General features: G+C 69.7%; 16 protein-coding genes and 1 tRNA gene. 5 read left to right on the top strand and 12 right to left on the bottom strand.

Annotated features, from left to right (window positions below; translation table 11 throughout):
• Window positions 1-88: 88 nt before the first annotated feature.
• A complete protein-coding gene (locus tag H0B54_RS09965; RefSeq protein WP_246472438.1) occupies window positions 89-952 on the bottom strand; it encodes a LysR substrate-binding domain-containing protein in 864 nt (287 codons plus the stop codon).
• A gap of 115 nt (window positions 953-1,067) precedes the next feature.
• Between H0B54_RS09965 and H0B54_RS09960 the strand changes: the two genes are divergently transcribed.
• On the top strand, window positions 1,068-1,967 hold the full coding sequence (locus H0B54_RS09960; RefSeq protein ID WP_188260156.1) for a DMT family transporter: 900 nt from the start codon (window positions 1,068-1,070) through the stop codon (window positions 1,965-1,967).
• Between the two features lie 196 nt (window positions 1,968-2,163).
• Window positions 2,164-3,804, top strand: coding sequence for a Na/Pi cotransporter family protein (locus H0B54_RS09955; RefSeq protein ID WP_343068921.1), 1,641 nt, complete (start codon window positions 2,164-2,166; stop codon window positions 3,802-3,804).
• A gap of 18 nt (window positions 3,805-3,822) precedes the next feature.
• On the opposite strand, the gene H0B54_RS09950 is transcribed toward H0B54_RS09955, so the two are convergent.
• The 8 genes from H0B54_RS09950 to H0B54_RS09915 form a co-directional block, all read right to left on the bottom strand.
• A complete protein-coding gene (locus tag H0B54_RS09950) occupies window positions 3,823-4,755 on the bottom strand; it encodes an NAD-dependent epimerase/dehydratase family protein (protein WP_188260155.1) in 933 nt (310 codons plus the stop codon).
• A gap of 359 nt (window positions 4,756-5,114) precedes the next feature.
• Window positions 5,115-5,510: a response regulator gene (locus H0B54_RS09945; RefSeq protein WP_246472437.1), complete on the bottom strand. Its 396-nt coding sequence runs from the start codon at window positions 5,508-5,510 to the stop codon at window positions 5,115-5,117.
• Entirely contained in the window at window positions 5,488-7,530 is a 2,043-nt protein-coding gene (locus H0B54_RS09940) for an MASE3 domain-containing protein (RefSeq protein ID WP_188260153.1), read from the bottom strand. The genes H0B54_RS09945 and H0B54_RS09940 overlap by 23 nt, the downstream gene beginning before the upstream one ends.
• 217 nt (window positions 7,531-7,747) lie before the next feature.
• Complete coding sequence (locus tag H0B54_RS09935; protein ID WP_094303420.1) at window positions 7,748-8,134, bottom strand: ribbon-helix-helix domain-containing protein; 387 nt, start codon at window positions 8,132-8,134, stop codon at window positions 7,748-7,750.
• Window positions 8,135-8,239: 105 nt separating this feature from the next.
• Complete coding sequence (locus H0B54_RS09930) at window positions 8,240-8,950, bottom strand: Crp/Fnr family transcriptional regulator (protein WP_094303421.1); 711 nt, start codon at window positions 8,948-8,950, stop codon at window positions 8,240-8,242.
• A 56-nt stretch (window positions 8,951-9,006) separates the two neighbouring features.
• Window positions 9,007-9,774, bottom strand: a complete 768-nt coding sequence (locus tag H0B54_RS09925) for a TfuA-like protein (protein WP_188260152.1) — start codon at window positions 9,772-9,774, stop codon at window positions 9,007-9,009.
• A gap of 38 nt (window positions 9,775-9,812) precedes the next feature.
• A complete protein-coding gene (locus H0B54_RS09920; protein ID WP_188260151.1) occupies window positions 9,813-11,090 on the bottom strand; it encodes a YcaO-like family protein in 1,278 nt (425 codons plus the stop codon).
• 163 nt (window positions 11,091-11,253) lie between these two features.
• Window positions 11,254-11,448, bottom strand: coding sequence for a hypothetical protein (locus H0B54_RS09915; RefSeq protein WP_188260150.1), 195 nt, complete (start codon window positions 11,446-11,448; stop codon window positions 11,254-11,256).
• Window positions 11,449-11,678: 230 nt separating this feature from the next.
• Here H0B54_RS09915 and H0B54_RS09910 point away from each other — a divergent pair, with 230 nt between their 5' ends.
• Window positions 11,679-11,987, top strand: a complete 309-nt coding sequence (locus H0B54_RS09910; RefSeq protein ID WP_094303425.1) for a ribbon-helix-helix domain-containing protein — start codon at window positions 11,679-11,681, stop codon at window positions 11,985-11,987.
• A gap of 50 nt (window positions 11,988-12,037) precedes the next feature.
• Here H0B54_RS09910 and H0B54_RS09905 read toward each other — a convergent pair whose 3' ends face one another.
• Entirely contained in the window at window positions 12,038-15,109 is a 3,072-nt protein-coding gene (locus H0B54_RS09905; RefSeq protein WP_188260149.1) for an ATP-binding protein, read from the bottom strand.
• 351 nt (window positions 15,110-15,460) lie between these two features.
• On the opposite strand from H0B54_RS09905, the gene H0B54_RS09900 reads away from it, so the two are divergent.
• Window positions 15,461-15,535: transfer RNA gene (locus H0B54_RS09900), tRNA-Gly, on the top strand.
• 133 nt (window positions 15,536-15,668) lie between these two features.
• Here the strand turns inward: H0B54_RS09900 and H0B54_RS09895 are convergent.
• Window positions 15,669-16,676: an inorganic phosphate transporter gene (locus H0B54_RS09895; RefSeq protein WP_188260148.1), complete on the bottom strand. Its 1,008-nt coding sequence runs from the start codon at window positions 16,674-16,676 to the stop codon at window positions 15,669-15,671.
• 4 nt (window positions 16,677-16,680) lie between these two features.
• Window positions 16,681-17,334, bottom strand: coding sequence for a DUF47 domain-containing protein (locus tag H0B54_RS09890; RefSeq protein ID WP_094303428.1), 654 nt, complete (start codon window positions 17,332-17,334; stop codon window positions 16,681-16,683).
• 237 nt (window positions 17,335-17,571) lie between these two features.
• Here H0B54_RS09890 and H0B54_RS09885 point away from each other — a divergent pair, with 237 nt between their 5' ends.
• Entirely contained in the window at window positions 17,572-18,618 is a 1,047-nt protein-coding gene (locus H0B54_RS09885; RefSeq protein ID WP_343068920.1) for an NUDIX hydrolase, read from the top strand.
• The last annotated feature ends 41 nt before the right edge of the window (window positions 18,619-18,659 follow it).

Here is an 18,659-nt window from a genome sequence, read left to right as displayed (position 1 = left end):
TTCATCCATCCGCCCGCCGCGAGGGGCGTGATCTTTTTGGGGTGTGCGAAAGAGGTAATCCATCCCTGACCCTGCCACGCCGCACCCGTCACGCCCACACCGGTTCGGGAAGGCTCTCCGTCAGCAGCGCGCTGACCATCTCCACCCCCGCGCTCCGCGCCGCGCCTCCGATCAGCAGCGCCAGTTCCGTCTCCGGCAGGGCCGGCATGCCGTCCGCCGCGCCGAGGAAGCGCGCGCCGGGCGGCAGGGCGCTGTGGGGGAGCACGCTGACGCCCAGCCCGCCGGACACCGCGGCGCGCACCCCGGCGTGGTTGGGGCTGGAATAGGCCACCCGCCACCGCCGTCCGGCGCGTTCCAACTCATGCACCGCGCGGTTGCGGTAGACGCAGCCCTGGGGGAACAGCACCAGCGGCAGCGGGTCTTCGCGGTGCAGGTCCTCCGCCGCCGGGCCGACCCAGCAGAGCGGTTCCCGCCACGTGCGCAGGGCGCCGGGGCGGCCGGGTTCCTGCTTGACCAGGGCGATGTCGAGGTCGCCGCACTCCACGTCGGCGCGCAGCCGCACCGACAGGTCGCAGCGCACGTCCAGCCGCAGCCGCCGGTTCGCCCGCGCGAAGTCGGCGAGCAGGCGGGGCAACCGCTCCACGGCGTAATCCTCCGGCACGCCCAGCCGCACCACCTCCGCCGCCGGGCGACCGGACAGGACGGCGTTCGCCTCGTCGTTCAGCGCCAGCAGCCGGCGGGCGTAGCCGAGCAGCCGCTCACCATCGTCGGTCAGCGCGACGGCGCGGCTGTTGCGGTCGAGGAGCGGCAGGCCGACCTGCTCCTCCAGCCGGCGGATCTGCTGGCTGACCGTCGATTGCGTCTTGTGCACCCGCTCGCCGGCCCGCGTGAAGCCGCCGGCGTCCACCACCGAGACGAAGGTGCGCAGCAGCCCCAGATCCATCTCGCGCATCGGACCGACCATTCAAATTTCGAATGCAGTGGATGATATCATCCAATTTCCAAATGAAAAGGGTTCACGCCATCCTCTCACCAACGCGCTCCACCAGCCTGGGAGAGGACCGGCCATGACGCACGCCGCCACGCACCCCTTACCCCTGACCGACCCGCGGGCGGCGCCGCTCGCCCTGGTCGTGCCCTTCTGCCTCGCCTGGAGTTCCGCCTTCGCCGCGGGAAAGATCGGGCTGGCCGACTGCCCGCCGCTGCTGCTGCTGGCCTTCCGTTTCCTGATCGCCGGGGCGCTGCTCGCCGCCGTCGCGGCGTGGCGGGGCGAGTACCGGGGGATGGCCGGGCGGACCCTCGGTCTGCTGGCGTTGCTCGGCCTGCTCAACCACGCGCTCTATCTGGGGCTGAGCTACAGCGGCATGACCTACGTCTCCTCCGGCCTCACGGCGCTGATCGTCAGCGCGAACCCGGTGCTGACCGCGGCGCTGGCCGCCCTGCTGCTGGGGGAGGCGATGAACCGGCGCAAGGCGGTGGGGCTGGCGCTGGGGGTGGCCGGGGTGGCGCTGGTGGTGCGCGGGCGGCTGGGCAGCGGGACGGACGCGCCGCTGGGCATCGCGCTGGCGGTCGGCGCGCTGGTGGCCCTGTCGGCGGGGACGTTGCTGTTCAAGCGGTTGGCGCCGCGGGCGGGGCTGCTCGCCGGCACCGGGGTGCAGGTGCTGGCGGCGGGGCTGGCGCTGTTGCCCATCGGGCTGCTGCTGGAGGACGCCGGGTCGATCCGGCTGACCGCCAGCTTCGTCGCCTCGCTGGTCTACCAAGCGCTGTTGGTGTCGATCGGCGGCTATCTGCTGTGGTTCAGCCTGCTGCAGCGGACGAGCGCCACGGAGGCCAGCGCCTATCACTTCCTGATGCCGCCCCTGGGCATGCTGTTTGGCTGGCTGCTGTTGGGCGAGGCGGTGCAGCCCTGGGACCTGCTGGGCATCCTGCCGGTGGCTCTGGGCATCCGGCTGGTGACGCGAGCATGAGCGACATGCCCGAGGGTGGCGCACTGGCAAAAGGGATACGTCTTTCGCGGGGGATCAGGTTGCGCCCTACGATTGTTACGTTTTCATGACGTCCCACTCTCCATCGTCCTGTTGCTGAGGCCCACACGCCGGGAGGCCCGCCATCTCGACCGTCGCCGTTTCGCCCACCCTCGTCCTGATCGACATTCTCGGCGCCGTGGCGCTGCTGCTGTGGGCGCTGCGGCTGGTGCGGACGGGCGTCTTCCGGTGGGGCGGGGCGGCGGTCCGCCGTTGGGTCGGCTACGGCACGCGCAACCGGCTGGCCGCCTTCCTGGCCGGCGTCGCCGCCACCATCGCGGTGCAGAGCAGCACGGCGACCGCGCTGATGACCGCCTCGATGGCCGGGCAGGGCTTCATGAGCACCTCCATGGCGCTGGCGGTGATGCTGGGCGCGGATGTCGGGACGAGCCTCGTCGCCCGGCTGCTCGCCATCGACCTGCACTGGCTGTCGCCCAGCCTGCTGCTGCTCGGCGGGGCGCTGCACGCGCTGGGCGGCGAGCATCGCGGGCGGCGGGCGCTGGCCCGCATCCTGGTCGGCGTCGGGCTGATGCTGCTGGCCCTGAAGCTGCTCGGTGCCGCCACCCTGCCGGTCCGGGAATCGGCGCTGGTCCAGGCGATGCTGGAGGCGCTGGGCGGCGAGCCGCTGTTCGCCTTGATCGTCGCCGCGGCATTGACCGCGGCGGTGCATTCCAGCCTCGCCACGGTGATGCTGGCGGGGTCCCTGGCCGGAGCGGGGGTGATCGGAACCGAGACGGCGGTGGCGCTGGTTTTGGGAGCCAATCTGGGCGGCGCCGTGCCGGCGGTGCTGGCGACCTCGGCGGACGGCGCGGTGGCGCGGCGCGTGCCGCTGGGCAATCTGCTGGTCCGGGTGACGGGTTCGCTACTGGCCCTGCCGCTGGTGCCGATGGCGGCGTCGTTCCTGGCCGGGATGGCCCCGCTGACGGCGGTGGTGAGCGCGCATGTCGCCTTCAACGCGGCGCTGGCGCTGCTCTTCCTGCCGCTGGTGACGCCGCTCGCCCGGATGACCGAACGGCTGCTGCCCGAGCCGGAGGACGCGGGGGAGGACGCGGCGACGCCCCGGCATCTCGACGAATCGGCGTTGGAGACACCCTCCGTGGCCATCGCGGGGGCCGTCCGCGAGACCCTGCGGCTGGGCGATCTGGTGGAGGACATGCTGTGCCGCAGCCTGACCGCCCTGCGACAGAACGACGAGCGCCCGATCGCCGAGGTCAGCCGTGCCGACGACCGGGTGGACCGGCTGCACACCGCCCTGAAGCTCTACCTCGCCAAGCTGGGGCGCCATCACCTCGACGCCGAGGAAACCCGGCGGGTCGACGATCTGATGGCCTTCGCCATCAACCTGGAGCACATCGGCGACATCATCGACAAGAGCCTGATGGAACTCGCCGCCAAGCGCATCCGTCATCACCTGAATTTCGCACCGGAGGATTTCCGGGAGGTCGAGGAATTGCACCGCCGCACGGTGGAGAACCTGCGCACGGCGCTCGGCATCCTGATCGGGGAGGACCGGCGGCTGGCCCGTCAGCTCATCGCCGGCAAGGACGCGGTGCGGGCGCTGGAGCGCACCGCCACCGCCCGCCACCTCGACCGCGTCCGCCGCGGCGACGCGGCCAGCATCGAGACCAGCGCCCTGGTGCTGGACATCCTGCGCGACCTGAAGCGCATCAACGCCCATGTCGCCGCGGTCGCCCTGCCGATCCTCGATCAGGTGGGGGAACTCAGCGAAAGCCGCCTGAAGGTGGTCGGGCTGCCCCGGCTGGAGAGCCGGGACGTGTAGGGACGGAAGGCCGCGGCGTCACCGCGGCATCTCCCCGGTCAGGGTGGCGCTCAACCCCTGCAGCAGGCCGAACCGGCAGCCCTCGCCGAAGGTGGCGCGCAGCCGGGACGCGTCGCCGATCGACACGCGGATGTCCCCCGCCCGCGCCGGCTGGTGCAGGCGGCGCACCCGGCTGCCGCACAGTTCCTGCAAGACCTCCAGCAGCATCAGGAGCGAGGTCGGGCGGCCGGTGCACAGGTTGAACACCTCCGCCCCCTGGGGTTGGCGGTCCATCGCCTTGACGAGGAAGCGCACGACGTCGCCGACGAACACGAAGTCGCGAACCTGCTCGCCGTCACCGAAGATCGTCACGTCCTCGCCCTGCGCCACGCGGCGGGCGAAGATCGAGATCACCCCGGAATAAGGCGAGGACGGGTCCTGCCGCGGTCCGTAGACGTTGAAGAAGCGGAAGCCCGTCGTCGGCACCCCGTGGATGGCCCAGGCGACGTTGGCGTGCAGCTCGCAGCCCAGCTTGTCCACGCCATAGGCGGACAGCGGGCGCGTCGTGGCGTCCTCGCGCAAAGGGGTGGCCGTGTTGTCGCCATAGACTGCGGCGGAGGAGGCGTAGACCACCGGCACCGGGTTGCCATTGCGGGCGCTGCGCGCCGCCTCGAAGACGGTGACGGTGCCCGACAGGTTGGTGCGGTGGGTTTCCGCCCACAATTCGCGCGAGCGTTGGACGGACGCGACGGCGGCCAGATGGAAGACGCCGTCCACCCCCTGCATCGCCTGATGGACCGCGTCCGGGTCGGCGACGTCACCGACCACCAGCTTCGCCAGCAGCGGCTTGTTCTCCAGCCGGCCGGTGCTCATGTCGTCCAGGATGGTGACCTGGTGCCCGTCGCCGATCAGCCGGTCGGCCAGATGCGATCCGATGAAACCACAGCCGCCGGTCACGAGAAAATGCGCCATGCGCCGTCCTTTCCACCATCGCCATGCATGGTTTCATAGTGGCGAGGGTGGAAGGGACGGACCAGACCATCTTAGGAGTAACGAAGGGCGCAAGGGGTGCGCCGGTCCTGGCCGTTCGGGGTGGCGCAACCCGAATCGGCGCCGTTTCAGGGGCGTTTTCCGGCACCCTCGCGGCGGGCAGGCGGGACCGAGGGTTCAACAGCCTTATCCACCATCTTATGCACCATTTTGTGGATAACTTTGGTCAAGGGGACCGATGGCCGCCGCGGCGCGTCCGAGGTGCCGTCAGGGTGCCATCGTGTCTCCGGAGCAACATCGATCGTGTCTCCGGAGCAACAACGGTAAGGCATGGCCCCTTCTCAGCCGGCCTCGGAAGCGCCCGCCGTGGCCAGCAGTCGGGCCACGGCCTTGCGCAGCTCCTCGTTCAGGAAGGGCTTGTAGAGCACAGCGTCCGCCGCGAACATCTCGGCCATCTTCAGGGCGTAGCCCGCGGGAAGGTTCGGCGCCCCGCCCGACATGGCGAGCACCTGAGCGCCGGGATTGCGGATGCGCGCGGCCTTGATGACTTCCACCCCGTCGGCTTCGGGCATCAGCACGTCGGTGACGATCAGGTCGAAGCGCGCGCCGCCGTCCAGCAGGCCGATGGCGACGCGGCCGTTCTCCGCCTCCACGACCTCGTGGCCCGCCTGTTCGATCACTTCGGTGACCGCCAGCCGCACGGCGGCCGAATCCTCAACGACCAACACCTTCGCCATGTACCAACATCCCATGTGCCGTTTGGCCCGGTCCGCCGGGTGGGGCGGTGGGCAGGTCGATGATGAAGGACGTCCCGCGTCCGGGGGTGCTTTCGACCAGAATGTCGCCGCCCCCGTTCCTCACGATACCATATACCACCGAAAGCCCAAGCCCCGTCCCTGTGCCGACCGGCTTGGTGGTGAAGAAGGGGTCGAACACGCGCTGGCGCGTCGCCTCGTCCATTCCCGTGCCGGTGTCGACGACGGTCAGCCGCACATAATCGCCTTCGCCGAGTTGGCGGCGGGACGCGTCCCGCTCCTTCAGGCTCAGGGAACGGGCGCCGATGGTCAGGGTGCCGCCCTGCGGCATGGCATCGCGGGCGTTCTGGATCAAGTTCAGGAGGACCTGGGTCAGTTCGGTCGCGGTGATCGTTACCGCCTCCAGGCCGGGCTCCAGCCGCGTGCGCGTCTCGATGGACGCCGGCATCGAGGGGGCGGCGAGTTCCAGAGCGGAATGCACGGCCTCCTCCAGGTTGCCCGGCGGCGACTCGGCCACCTCGACGCGGGCGAACTGAAGGACGTCGCGCATGATCGTGCGGGCTTTCACGCCGCTGTCGTGGATGGCGTTCAGATAGGCGTGCAGCTTGCGATCCTCTCCGGCGCGGCCGCGCGCCAGATCGGACAGGCCGATGACCGGTTGCAGCAGGTTGTTGATCTCGTGGGCAAGGCCGCCGACGAGGCTGCCGAGCGCCGCCATGGTCTGCTTCTGCCGCGCCGCCTCCGCCGACTGGCGCCGCGCGCTGATGTCGCTGGTGGTGCCGCGATAGCCGAGGAAAGCGCCGTTGCCGTCGTAGCGCGGCGTGCCGCTGACCATCACCCAGCGCGCGTTCCCCCCCGGCGAGGCCAGCGGGAAGGAGAGGCGGCGGAAGGGCTCCCGCCGGTGCAGGGCCTCCGTCAGTGCGGGGAAATCCTCCTCGGGACGGTTGCGGTCCAGAAGATCGGTGTGGGTGAAGCCCAGAAGCTCTGCTCCGCCGCGCCCGGTGGATTCCTGGGCGCGCGGCGACAGTGCGGTGAAGCGCCCACGCTCATCGGTCTCCCAGAACCAATCGTTGGAGCATTCCAGAAGCGCCCGCCAGCGCGCCTCGCTCTCGCGCAGTTCGGCGGTGCGCGTGGCGATCAGCGACTCCAGCCCGCTCAGATGGTCGCGCAGGGCCTCTTCGCTGCGGCGCATCCGGTAGAAGGCGAGGTCGTAGGGGTTTTGCAGGGCGGTGACGATGATGGCCCGGTACAGCAGGTAGAAGGACAGGATCTTGATGAAGTGCCCCAGCGCGTTCATCGCCCCGTGGGGATGGTTGTAGAGCGTGAAGATCAGCTCCTGCGGGACCAGCAGGGCGATCCCCGCGAAGGTCAGGCCGAACACCCTGGGTTCGAACTGCCGGCGCTTGCGGTGCAGCAGCAGGCAGGCGACGACCGCCGCGGCGCTGAACGTGTACTCGGCTCCGATCTTGAAGGGAGTCAGCCCGACGCCCGGAACGAAGCTGTCCGGCATGATGCCGAAGGTGAAGATCGACAGCAGAGTGCACGCGACGACGGCGGCCTGGATCAGCAGCACGTCGCCCGCGCGCAACCGCCTCTCGGTCAACAGCGGCGCGGCCAGGCAAACCGCGGCCTGAAGGCCGCGGGCGGCGATCCAGAGCTGGGTGGATTGGTTGGCGCCGGCCTCGCCGATGACGTTCATGCCGGGAAAGGCGATGGCGTGCAGCAGGTCCAGCAGCGCGATGCCCGGCATGGACAAGCCGACGAAGGCGAGGAAGGGTGACTGGTTCGTGTCACGCGTGTTCCAGGCGATCATGAAGATCGTCATGGAGATGGCGACGGCGAACAGCTCCGCGCAGAGGTGGAACAGCAGGTAGTTGTGGCGCATCACCGTGCCCAGGACCGCCAGGAGGATCAGCAGGGCGGTCAGGCCGGACAGGAAGGAGCGGTCCCGGAGCCAGTGGGGGAACGTTGGTCTGACGGCGGACGGCTGGGTCCCGCTCATGAACGGTCGGCTCCGCGGTGGACGGGAGGGGCGGCCTATGGATGGCCCGGTCGACCGACCGTGCGATGCCGCTGGGCCGATCAACACACCAAATCCTGTCGCGGTGCAAGCTGGACGTTGAGTCGTTCCAGCGGACGCGGAAATTCCTCACATCAGAACGGCGGCCACCGTCCTGTTTTCGGGACATGCGCTGTCCAGCGGGGATACCGCCAGGAAATCAGCCTTCCTTGACGGGCTGGGCCGGAGGCAGGTCGAAGGGCGTGCTGACGAAGGGGTCGCCCCGACCATGGCCGGCGCGGTCGTGACCTTTCTCGGTCGCCGCCTTGCGGTAATAGCCGACGATGAACACGCGGACCGCGTTGGCCAGCGACACGGCGTTCCCGCGCGACCGGCGGGACTGGGAGTCAAGGCGGTCCTTGAGGTCGCTGCACAACTCGTCCACGGTCAGGTCTTCCCGGTGGCAGATGTCGTCCAGCGCTTCCCAATAGGACGGCTCCAACCGAAGTTGCGTCGGGCGTCCGAACAGCTTGACGGTGCGTGCCGCCAGCGGGATGGCGTTCTGCGGCGATGGCGCGTTGGACGCCTGTGAATCCTGACCCGACATAGCCCTGTATTCCTTGACTGTCAGCCGTGTTTCATGTCGTGCAGCCAATATAGCGTGATTGAAAAAATTTGCGACGATAAAACTCAGCGGAGGTGCTGGCTGGCCTTACGGCACGTCGCCCGACTCTCCCGCCATATCCTTAAGCATGTATAGATTGGTGATGACGATAAAACCTTTGTTATAGGTAATCGCTCCAGCGTTGCGCAATGCACGCAGGCTTTTGTTCACCATCTCACGGGTGACACCCAACATGGATGCCAGAGCTTCCTGGGACACCGGCTGGTTGATGCGCAGCCCGGCGGGCGTCTTCTGCCCATAGGTGTCCGCCAGCAGCAGGATGCGCCGGGCCAGCCGGCGCGGCACGTCGTGGAAAACCGCATCCTCGATGTTCTCCGACACCCAGCGCAGCCGTTCGCACAGCACCCCCATCATCCGGATGCACAGGGAGGGATGCCGTTCCAGAAAGGAGATGAATTCCGGACGGTCGATGCGGAACAGCTCCGCCGGGCGGAGCGCGGTGGCCCCGGCGGTGCGGTCCTTGCCGTCGATCAGCGCGATTTCTCCCAGCACGTCGCCGGGGTTGAGGATGTTGAGCAGCATCGTCTTGCCGTCCTCCGACGAGGTCGAGACGGCGATCTGCCCCTTCATGATGGCGTACAGGCAATCGCCGGGATCGCCCTTGCTGAAAACGGTCTGGTTCTCGCTGAACCGCGACACCCGGCCCAGCGCGACCAGCTCCTGCATCCGGGCGTCGTCGAGAACGCCCAACATTCGGTTGCGCCGAAGGATGCCGGCGACGTCCTTCAGTAAGGCCATGGCGTTCCCGGTCCCGGTTGAGTGCCGTCGGACCGTTGATGGCACCCGGCGGACGATCAGTCCAGCGGATTCCCCGCCGAGGGGTGCGCGCCGTCCCGCAGGGCGCGGTCCCACAGGGCGGTGTGCTCGAAATGGAACCGCGCCTCGGGCGCCCGCCCGCCGTCGATCGCCCAGCGGCGCATGGTTTGGAGCAGGTCCAGCGCGTCCTCCCGCTTCTGGTCGCACCGCCCGTTGGGCAGCCAGCCGCGGAGATCGGCGAGTTCCTCCTCCGGCAGCCCCTCGGCGGCGGCGAGGCGGAACACCCGGCCATAGCCGCGCTCCCGATAGGGCAGGGCCTTGGCGATGGCCTCCAGCCGCCGCGCCGTGGCGGCGGGAACGATGCCCTCCTGCGCCGCGTCGGCCAGGGTGCGTCGGATGTTCACCATGGCCTCGGACAGGCTGGGATAGCCGAGTTCCGCCGGGCCGTGGATCACCGCCACCTCGTCGTCGTCCTCCAGCCGCCCGTCGCGGAAGGCTTCGAAGACGGCGCCGACGCCGATCATGCCGAAGGGATGCAACTCAGCGGCGCGCAGGGCGCCCATGCTGGACGCCCCGAACACCGCCACGCCCTGGTGGATGGCGTGCAGAATCTCCTTGTGCCAGACAGACGGGATGTTCTCGAAGTAGCCGTCCACGATGCCGATCGCCCGCGGCTTGTGCTTGCACAGCCGGATGATGTCGCCCTGGGCGACCGGCGGCAGATAGGTGGCGTCCAGACGCCGCGAGGCCTCGGCGCGGGACAGGGTGGGGCCGAGAAAGACGTAAAGGCCGTCCGGCGTCTGCATGGGAGTCTCCGCCTTCGCTTTCATTACACTTTCCCGATTCACGACGCCCGATCCCAGACGCCGGCCGCGGCGCGCGCCCTTGCGCCCATCGCGTAGTCCGGAGAGGAGTCCAACCCCTCCAGACCGGGGATGACCAGACGGACCACGGCGATGCCGAACTCCGGCTTGGTCAGGTCCACCGCCACGGCCTCGTCGATCCCGGCGGCGCGCAGCCGGTCGAGCTGGCCTGCCAGATCCTCCTCGATGGTGCGCCCGGCGAGGCTGGGGATGGCGGCGAAGTCGCGGCGACCGGTGCCCTCGGTGATCAGCGCCGTCCAGCGCGCATGCTGCGCCGGGTCGAGGTGGCGTTCGTATTCGGAGCGGGGCATGTCGTCGCGCGCCCCGGCGATGAAGGTCAGCCGGCTCTGCGCCGCTTCGGTCAGGGCGCGGGACAGCGCGACCTCGGGCGCGGCGTGGCAGCCCATGCCCATGGCGGGGCGGATGCTGTGCTGCGGCGCGTCTTCCCGCGTCGCGATGCGGCAGAGGATGGCCGGCAGACCAATATCGCTGGTGATGTCCCACAGGCCGACGGCGACGCCCGCGTCGTCGAAGCGGTCGAGCAGCGACCGGCACACCGGATCGGCGATGCTGGCCGGGTCGATGCGGGTGGCGGCCTGGGCCTCTGGAGAGGAGAGGCGCCACAGCGTGGCGGCGTCGCGCTCGACCAGTTCGGTCATGGCGTGCGCGGTCGCCTCGGCGAGGCTGTTGCCCGAGGCCAGCCCGTTGGACCCGGAGAGGAAGCAGCCGGACCCCGGCGGCATCGGCAGCGTGAAGTTCAGATGCACCGTCTCGAAGGGCACCCACATCCGCCCGCCGCCCAGCAGGTCGTCGCCCTCGATCCACAGCATTGGGGTGTGGGGGGTGAAGGCGCTGGTCGACAGCCGCGGCAGGCGGGCCACGTCCACCACCCGGTGGGTCCAGCGCAACTCTTCGTAGCTGGCGTACTTCACCGGCAGGGTGATGCGTTCGGCGTGGTAGCTCTCGATCGCCTCCATGACGCCCGACGCCTTGGCGGCGGCCAAGGTCACGCCCTTGCCCTGGGCGACGGAAATGGATCGCGAATTCGGCCGGGTCACCATGACGACGGGGATGCCCACGCTGTCCAGCCCCGTGACGTTCGCCACGCGCGTGATGCCCATGACGGGAAGGAAGGGGGTGACGCGGGCCAGCGTCTGGTCCGGCGTGGCGATCCGGTGGGTGCCGGTGGTGTGGACCTTCAGCGGCTGGTCGGACATGGCCGGATCCCGGACGATGCCGCGGACGAAATCAAGGGGCATGGGAGGGGTCTCCGCCGTGGGATGCCCGTGGTGAGCCGGAATGGAAACCGGCGGAGGACGAGGGAGCGGGCGGGGACCGTGGCAGGCCGGTCAGGGAAAACACCGGCCGCCACGGCCCGAAGAACAGGCCCGAACAGCGGGCCCAGGCAGGTTCGCCCGCCGATCAGAGGCCCGGGGTGATCGCGTGGCGGGCGGCCTCGTGGTCGTCGCCGTTGAACGCGCGGCGGTCGCCGATGCGGGCGGCGGCGGTCAGCTCGGCGGCTTGCTCGGCAACCTCGGTCACGCCCTGGGCGGTCACGGCGAAGAGACGGCCGTCGGCACCACGGATGAGGGCGGTCTGGTCGATGATGGCGGTCATGGGAACAGCTCCTGGGCGTGGGTTTCGAGGAACCGCGAATACTGCGGTATGTCGAACCTTGGCCGCGATGACCCGTCCGGACTGTGAAGAACTTCACATGCCGGACGTCCTGTGCCCGGGTAAGAATCGCCGACACGCGCACACACGCTTGTTTAGTCCCGGAAAAATTCCGGTGACCTGGGAAAAAATCGCCAAGCCGAGAACCGGCCAGCCGAGACAGGAGCGTACCGATGAAGTTGGACCGCCGCATTCCCCGCAGCCTCGACGAGATGGCCGACCTCAGCTCGCTCGCGGCACCGCCCGCCGTGGTGACGCGCTCGCTGACGATCGGGGGGCGCCGCGCCAGCCTGCGGCTGGAGGCGACGATCTGGGACGGGCTGAAGGACATCGCCAAGTCCCAGGGCAAGTCGCTGGAGGCGCTGTGCGCCGACATCCACGACAGCCGGACCGAAGGCATCCCCTTCGCCACCAGCGTCCGGGTCTATGTGCTGAATCACTTCCGCAGCACCGCCGCGGGCACCACCACGCTGGTGGCCTGACGCTCCGGAGGGCCATCCACCGGGTCAGGTCACCCGTTTAGGTCACCCGTTTAGGTCACCGGGCCGGACGCGGCGAGGCAGCGGCGGAAGGCCCGGCAGCGGTCGGATAGCGGCATCATGGACAGCTGGCGGCTCATCGTCTCGGCAGCCGCCAGATGCTCCATGGCTTCGCGATGCTGGCCCGTGGCGGTGAAGGCCTGGGCCAGGGCGAAGTGCGACCAGCCCTGCTCGGACAGTTGTCCGGCGTCCGTCGCGATGCCCAGCGCCTTGGCGGCGCAACCGATCGCGGTGTCGTGCTGCGCCGTCTCGAGGGCCAGGTCGGACATCCAGTTCAGGATTCGCGGCCTGGGCAGCGAGTGGTTCAGGATGTGCGCTTGTTCCAGGCTGGCGTTGAGCAGGCGTGCACCCTCCGCCGCGCTGCCGGTGCGGGCGATGGCGTAGCCCAGCGCGCCCAGCGTGATCGGCTGGAAGATGTGCAGGCGCGTCGCCTCGGTGATCGTCACGGCGTCCTTCAGCAGCGGCAGCGCCTCGGCGAAGCGCTCGCCGATGATGTGGACCAGCGCCAGATGGACCTTCACCGACGACACGGAGAAGGCGTGCCCGACCTCTTCCGCGATGTCCAGCGCGTGGAGCATCACCCGGACGGCCTCGTCGTCGCGCCCCAGTTCGGCGAGGCAGCGGCCCTGATAGGCGGCCGTGATGGCGACCGCCACCGCGGTCAGGCCGAACCGCGCGCGCGGAGCATGGGCCAGCGCCAGGGTGCGCGCCTGCTCCAGCTTCTCCTGAGCCTCCGGAAAATGCCCCTTGTCCACCAGCATGCCGCCCAGCCGCATCAGCCCCTGGATGCGCAACTCCATCGTCCCCTGGTTGCCCAGATGGTCGAGCGCGCTGCGGCTGAGCGCGATGGCTCCGTCCAGCACGCCGTAGACCCACTGGAAGGACGCCTTGAGCGAGGTCGCACGGGCGTAGCGGATCCGGTCGTCGATGCCCAGCGCCATGTCCCGCGCCTCCTCCAGCGGGTCGCCGGCCAACTGGCGCCCCTGCGGCAGCAGGACGAGGGGGATGCCGACCCACAGGTCGATCCGCCGCTGGGTGTTGCGGCGGGTGTCCGGCAGATGGTCCAGGGCCTTCAGAGCCTGCTCGTAGAAGCGCCCGGCATCGAAATGCTTGCAGCGCATCTCCGCCCGGCGCCCGGCCCGGCGGCCATAGGCGCAGGCGAGCGACCAATCCTCGGCGTAGAAGGCGTGATGGGCGATCAGCTCCGCCCGGTTGGGCAGGTTGCGGTCGGACCGCCGCCGCAGGGCGTGCAGAACGCGCCCGTGCAGGGGCTGGCGCTCCCGCTTGGTCAGGGTGGCGTAGGCGACCTCCTGGACCAGCGCGTGGCGGAATGTCAGCTCCAGGTTCGGCAGCAGGCGGGACCGGGCAAAGAAACCGCTCTGCTCCAGCCGGGCCAGAGCCGCCGGCAGGTCGGCGGCGGGGACCGGGGACACCGCGCGCAGCAGGCCGAGATCGACCGAGGTGCCGATCACCGCCGCGTGCATCAGCACCCTCCGCGGGCCGGGCTCCAACGCGTCGATCCGCGAGGCCAGCAAGCCGTGCACCGTGGCCGGCAGGGCCGTCCGGGCGTCGGTCTTGCCCAGGCTGTAGCGGCCCGGAGTGCCGACGATGACCCCGGTGGTCTCCAGGGTGCGCAGCGATTCCTCCAGATAGAGCGGCACGCCCTGGCTTTGCGTCGCGACGCGCGCCTTCAGGTCGGCCAGCGACGGGCTGTGGCCCAGCCAATGGTCCAGGAACTCGTCGGCCTGCAGCGGCTCCAGCGGTTCGAGGGCGATGGCGTGGACGGAATCCGGCGCGGCCCAGCCGCCCGGCGTGTCCGGCCGAGAGGTGACCAGGACGAAGACGCGGGCGTCGTCCACCCCTTCGGCCAGAGCGTCCAACAGGCGGTTGGTCAGCCCGCGCGTCCAGTGCGCGTCCTCGACAAGGATCAGCAGCGGGCGTTCCACAGACAGTTCGCGGATCGCCGCGACCAGCCCCTCGACGCTGAAATCGGCCTTCTGGGCGGGGTCGAGCCCTTGCCACAGCGGGTGGACGGAGGGCTGGCCGAGCAACTCCCGCATCGCCTCGCCGGCCAGTTCGCCGCCGTTGCGCGCGGCCGCGGTGGTCAGGCGCGCCACCGCCGAGCCGTCCTGTGCCAAGCCATCCTGTGCCAAGCCGTCCGGTGCTCCGCACACCGACAGGGCGAGGCACTGGGCTGCCGCCTCCAGGTCGTCGGGGTCGCCCAGACGGCGGATGGGGAACTGCGGCCAGATGGTGGTGGTGAAGGACGCGGCCTCCGGGCTGCGCATCAGCTCTCCGGTCAGCCGGGATTTGCCGATTCCGGCTTCCCCGATCAGAATGGCGCAGGCGCCGCGGCCCCGCTCGGCCTGCCGCAGCGCGCCGGTCAGCACCGCCAGCTCGGGCCGGCGCCCGACGAACAGGGTGCCTTCGGCGGACAGCAGGTCCATCGCCGTGCGCCGCATCGCCCGCGCCGCCTCCAGCGCGAAGGCGGTCACCGGCTCCGCCGTGGCGGACAGGCGCAGCGTTCCCGCCGGGCGGACGGTCAGGCCTTTGGGCACGAGGTCCAGCGTCTCGCGACTCAGCAGCACGCTGTTGGGGTGCGCCCGCTGCTGCAGCTTGGCGGCGATGTGCACGGTCTCGCCCACCGTGCGGTAGTCGGTCCAGACCCCCGTCTCGATGATCTGGGCCACCACCTCGCCGGAGCTGATGCCGACCCGCATCTTGAACTCGTCCGAATCGATGGCCGAGCGGGCGATGTCCTGCGCGGCGAGGCAGGCGCGCAGCGCGTGGTCCTCCAGCGCGGAAGGAGCGCCAAACACCGCCATGATCCCATCGCCCAGCACCTGGGCCACCGTGCCGCCGTAGCGCTCCACCGCGTCGGTGAGGACCTGCAGGATGGTGAGCAGGGTCTGGTCGGCCTCCTCCGGGTCGCGGCCCGACACCATGCTGGAGGATTCGACGATGTCGGCGAACAGAACGGTGACGACCTTGCGTTCCGCGCTGTTGCGCCGGGACGATCCGCCATCCGGCGAGTCGGTGGCCGGTGTGGCGTTGGGCGCGGGCATGGGCCGGCACGACGCCTCCCGAGGCGCCGCCATGGGCATCGGTTGCGATCCGCCCAAGTCCATGTCCGTTCCGGCCATCGAAGCCCCCCTGCGGAGCGTCATCGGCATGTTAGAGGAAACAAATTCAAATGCGCAGACATTCAAAACATTGGATTGGCAATTTTGTTCTGAACGAGGCAGCCTAACATATGTTGGTATGTTAACTCATGCAATCCGCAAGCGGCGGCTCATGCCGGCCTGCATTCCTGCCGTGCCGACGCACCACCGACGCACGGATTGGTGTCGCGGGAAAAAATAGGCTTGCCTTGACCGCCGCCGGGGCGTATACGGGCGCTCCTCCGCTGGAGCGGCGCGGGCGTAGCTCAGGGGTAGAGCACAACCTTGCCAAGGTTGGGGTCGAGGGTTCGAATCCCTTCGCCCGCTCCATTGTACAACGCGGATGGTACGAAAAAGGGCGGCCACGGGCCGCCCTTTTCGCGTTTCGCGTTCTGTTGCCGGGCCGGAGGCCGGTGGCGGGCCTTTCAGCCCGCCGTGCCCTGTCCCGGCGCCGCCTGGGCTGTTACCACAGCACCCGCGACAGCTCGTAGAACACCGCGCCGACGATGGCGGTCGCCGGCAGGGTGATGACCCAGGCCATGACGATGCCCTGCGCCAGACCCCAGCGCACCGCGCTGGTGCGGCGGGCGGCGCCGACGCCGATGATCGCGCCGGTGATGGTGTGGGTGGTGCTGACCGGCACGCCGAGCCACGTCGCGGCGAACAGGGTGATGGCGCCGCCCGTCTCCGCGCAGGAGCCCTGGACCGGCTTCAGGTCGGTCAGCTTGGACCCCATGGTCTTGACGATCCGCCAGCCGCCGAACAGCGTGCCCAGCCCCATCGCGGCCTGACAGGTGATGACCACCCAGAAGGGCACGTGGAAGGTCGCCCCCAGCATGCCCTGCGAATAGAGCAGGACGGCGATGATGCCCATGGTCTTCTGCGCGTCGTTGCCGCCGTGCCCCAGGCTGTAGAGCGCGGCGGAGCCGATCTGCACATGACGGAACAGCCGGTCGACCGCGAAGGGGGTGGTGCGCCGGAACAGCCAGGACACCGTCACGATCATCACGCTGGCCAGCAGGAAGCCGACCACCGGCGAGACGACGATGGCCGCAGCGGTCTTCGCCAGACCGGACACCACCACGGCGTCCAGCCCGGCCTTCGCCACGCCGGCCCCGACGAGGCCGCCGATCAGCGCGTGGGAGGAGCTGGACGGGATGCCCAGCCACCAGGTGAAGACGTTCCAGACGATGGCGCCCATCAGCGCGCCGAAGATGACGTGCGGGTCCACCACCCCCGCCCCGACGATGCCGGTGCCGATGGTGGTCGCCACATGCAGCCCGAAGAACAGGAAAGCGATGAAGTTGAAGAAGGCGGCCATGGCGACGGCGGTCCGCGGCGACAGCACGCGGGTGGAGACGACCGTCGCGATGGAGTTGGCCGCGTCGTGCAGCCCGTTGAGGAAATCGAAGAGGAGGGCGACGCCGATCAGCCCGATGAGGATGGGCAGGGCGAGGGTAGCGGCTTCCATGGGATCAGACCTGTTCGACGATGATGCCGTCGATGGTGTCGGCCACGTCCTCGCAGGCATCGAGCACGCGTTCCAGCAGCTCGATGATCTCGCGTTGAAGGGCGTGGCGATGGGTGATGGGGGCGTCGAGCCCGCCGCTCTCGTCGCGCAGCCGGTGCTTGGCCTCGCGCAGGAGCCGGTCGCCTTCGCTCTCGATCCGCGAGACCTCGGCGGTCATCGCGTGGAGTTGCTCGACGTGTTTGGGAATGTCGCGGAGCAAGGGGATGCCCGCGCTCAGCCGGGCGGTGCAGCGCACGATGGCGTCGGCCTGGGCGTGCATTTCCGGCGTGTAGTCGGTGAAGCCCGCCTCCACGAGGTGACGCGCGGTCTCCTCGATGAGGTCGAGCACGTCGTCCATCCGCTTGCCGAGTTCCTGGATGTCCGAACGGTCGAAGGGCACGATGAAGGTGCGGTGGACGGCGAGTTGGATCTCCTTCTCGATGGCGTCGGCCTCGCTCTCGACCCGGCGGATGGTCTGGAACCGCTCCTCCAGGTCCTGGCCGCTGGCCATCATCGCCCGCAGCGTCTCGGCGCCCGTGGCGACGGTCCGGGCGTGGTCGGCGAACAGGTCGAAAAACCGTTCTTCGCGCGGCATCAGGGCCCGGAACAAATTCAGCATGCGTGGGTCTCCAACTTACGCCGGCCTGCAGTGCTGGGGACCCGCACGGACGCGCGCGAGCCTCAGCGTCGCGGCTGGTGTAACATCCCCGGCGCTCGTGGGGAGTCACAAAAGTGTCATGCCGGGCCGGCTTGCGGCGAGATTTCACGGGGGTGCCCGGCGGAAAGACCGGTGATTTGCCGCGGCGGGCCGCTTATCCTGCCGCCGACGGATCGGCAGCGGGGAGGTGGGGGGCGCGTGGCGGGGGAAAGACAGATCGGCTTGGAAACACAGATCGGCCTGACGGCGGCCATCGTTTCGGTGGGCGTTTCCTCGGCGAACGGCGCCGAGCCGCGCGTGGTGACCGTGCGCAGCGGCTTCGAAATCCCCGAATCGCACCGCCGCGGCGACGAGCCGCCGCCCCACCGCGACGCGCTGCCCGGTGCGCCCTTCGATCCCGAACGCTTCCGCACCCTGCAGGACGGTCTGCGCGCGGTGGCGGAGGACGCGGCCGGGCTGACCCTGCGCTATGTGGAGCAGCTCTACAGCTTCGGCGACCGCTACCGCGACCCGCACGAGCTGTTCGGCGGCCCGCGCTCGCTGGTAGTCGGCTATCTGGCCTTGCTGCGCGAGGCGCCGCTGCGCATTGACGGGGCGGAGTGGCGCGGGCTCTACGAGTTCTTCCCCTGGGAGGATTGGCGCGATTCGCCGCCGGCTCTGCTCGATTCGGTGATCCGCCCGGCGCTGGCCCGCTGGGTCGCCGCGGCGCCAGACGAGCCCGCCCGCGCCCGCCGCGGCGAGCGCGCCCGCATGGCCTTCGCCCTGGACGGCGGGGAGTGGGATTCCGAAAGGGTGCTGGAGCGCTACGAGCTGCTTTACGAGGCCGGGCTGGTGGTGGAGGCGTTCCGCGACCACGACCTGGCCCGGCGGGCGGGGGTGGAGGAGCGGACGGTGCGGCTGGAGATGCCCCGCGCGCTGGGGCGTCCGATGGCGCGCGACGGCCGCCGAGTCCTGGCGACGGCGCTGGAACGGCTGCGCGGCAAGCTGAAATACCGCCCCATCGTGTTCGAACTGCTGCCCCCGACCTTCACCCTGCACCAGCTTCAGCAGGTGGTGGAGGCGCTGTCCGGCGAGCGGCTGCACAAGCAGAATTTCCGGCGCCTGATGATCTCCGGCGGGTTGGTGGAGCCGACCGGCCAGTATGAGAGCCAGACCGGCGGGCGCCCCGCCGAACTCTACCGCTTCCGCCGCAGCGCCATCCTGGAGCGTACCAGCACGGGGGCCATCGCCTCCCCGGAGGATTGACCATCGTTGGTTTGGGGGTATCCTGCCGTCAAAGCCAAAGA

It is taken from the genome of Azospirillum tabaci, assembly GCF_014596085.1.
GTDB lineage: Bacteria > Pseudomonadota > Alphaproteobacteria > Azospirillales > Azospirillaceae > Azospirillum > Azospirillum tabaci.
Note: the sequence above shows the minus strand (reverse complement) of the source record. Positions and strands in the feature narration are given on the sequence as shown.

Excerpts from the sequence above, each read along its gene's own strand:
- H0B54_RS09965 (WP_246472438.1), bottom strand. The coding sequence starts at position 952 with ATGCGCGAGATGGATCTGGGGCTGCTGCGCACCTTCGTCTCGGTGGTG.
- H0B54_RS09960 (WP_188260156.1), top strand. The coding sequence starts at position 1,068 with ATGACGCACGCCGCCACGCACCCCTTACCCCTGACCGACCCGCGGGCG.
- H0B54_RS09950 (WP_188260155.1), bottom strand. The coding sequence starts at position 4,755 with ATGGCGCATTTTCTCGTGACCGGCGGCTGTGGTTTCATCGGATCGCAT.
- H0B54_RS09945 (WP_246472437.1), bottom strand. The coding sequence starts at position 5,510 with ATGGCGAAGGTGTTGGTCGTTGAGGATTCGGCCGCCGTGCGGCTGGCG.
- H0B54_RS09940 (WP_188260153.1), bottom strand. The coding sequence starts at position 7,530 with ATGAGCGGGACCCAGCCGTCCGCCGTCAGACCAACGTTCCCCCACTGG.
- H0B54_RS09935 (WP_094303420.1), bottom strand. The coding sequence starts at position 8,134 with ATGTCGGGTCAGGATTCACAGGCGTCCAACGCGCCATCGCCGCAGAAC.
- H0B54_RS09930 (WP_094303421.1), bottom strand. The coding sequence starts at position 8,950 with ATGGCCTTACTGAAGGACGTCGCCGGCATCCTTCGGCGCAACCGAATG.
- H0B54_RS09925 (WP_188260152.1), bottom strand. The coding sequence starts at position 9,774 with ATGCAGACGCCGGACGGCCTTTACGTCTTTCTCGGCCCCACCCTGTCC.
- H0B54_RS09920 (WP_188260151.1), bottom strand. The coding sequence starts at position 11,090 with ATGCCCCTTGATTTCGTCCGCGGCATCGTCCGGGATCCGGCCATGTCC.
- H0B54_RS09915 (WP_188260150.1), bottom strand. The coding sequence starts at position 11,448 with ATGACCGCCATCATCGACCAGACCGCCCTCATCCGTGGTGCCGACGGC.
- H0B54_RS09910 (WP_094303425.1), top strand. The coding sequence starts at position 11,679 with ATGAAGTTGGACCGCCGCATTCCCCGCAGCCTCGACGAGATGGCCGAC.
- H0B54_RS09905 (WP_188260149.1), bottom strand. The coding sequence starts at position 15,109 with ATGCCCGCGCCCAACGCCACACCGGCCACCGACTCGCCGGATGGCGGA.
- H0B54_RS09895 (WP_188260148.1), bottom strand. The coding sequence starts at position 16,676 with ATGGAAGCCGCTACCCTCGCCCTGCCCATCCTCATCGGGCTGATCGGC.
- H0B54_RS09890 (WP_094303428.1), bottom strand. The coding sequence starts at position 17,334 with ATGCTGAATTTGTTCCGGGCCCTGATGCCGCGCGAAGAACGGTTTTTC.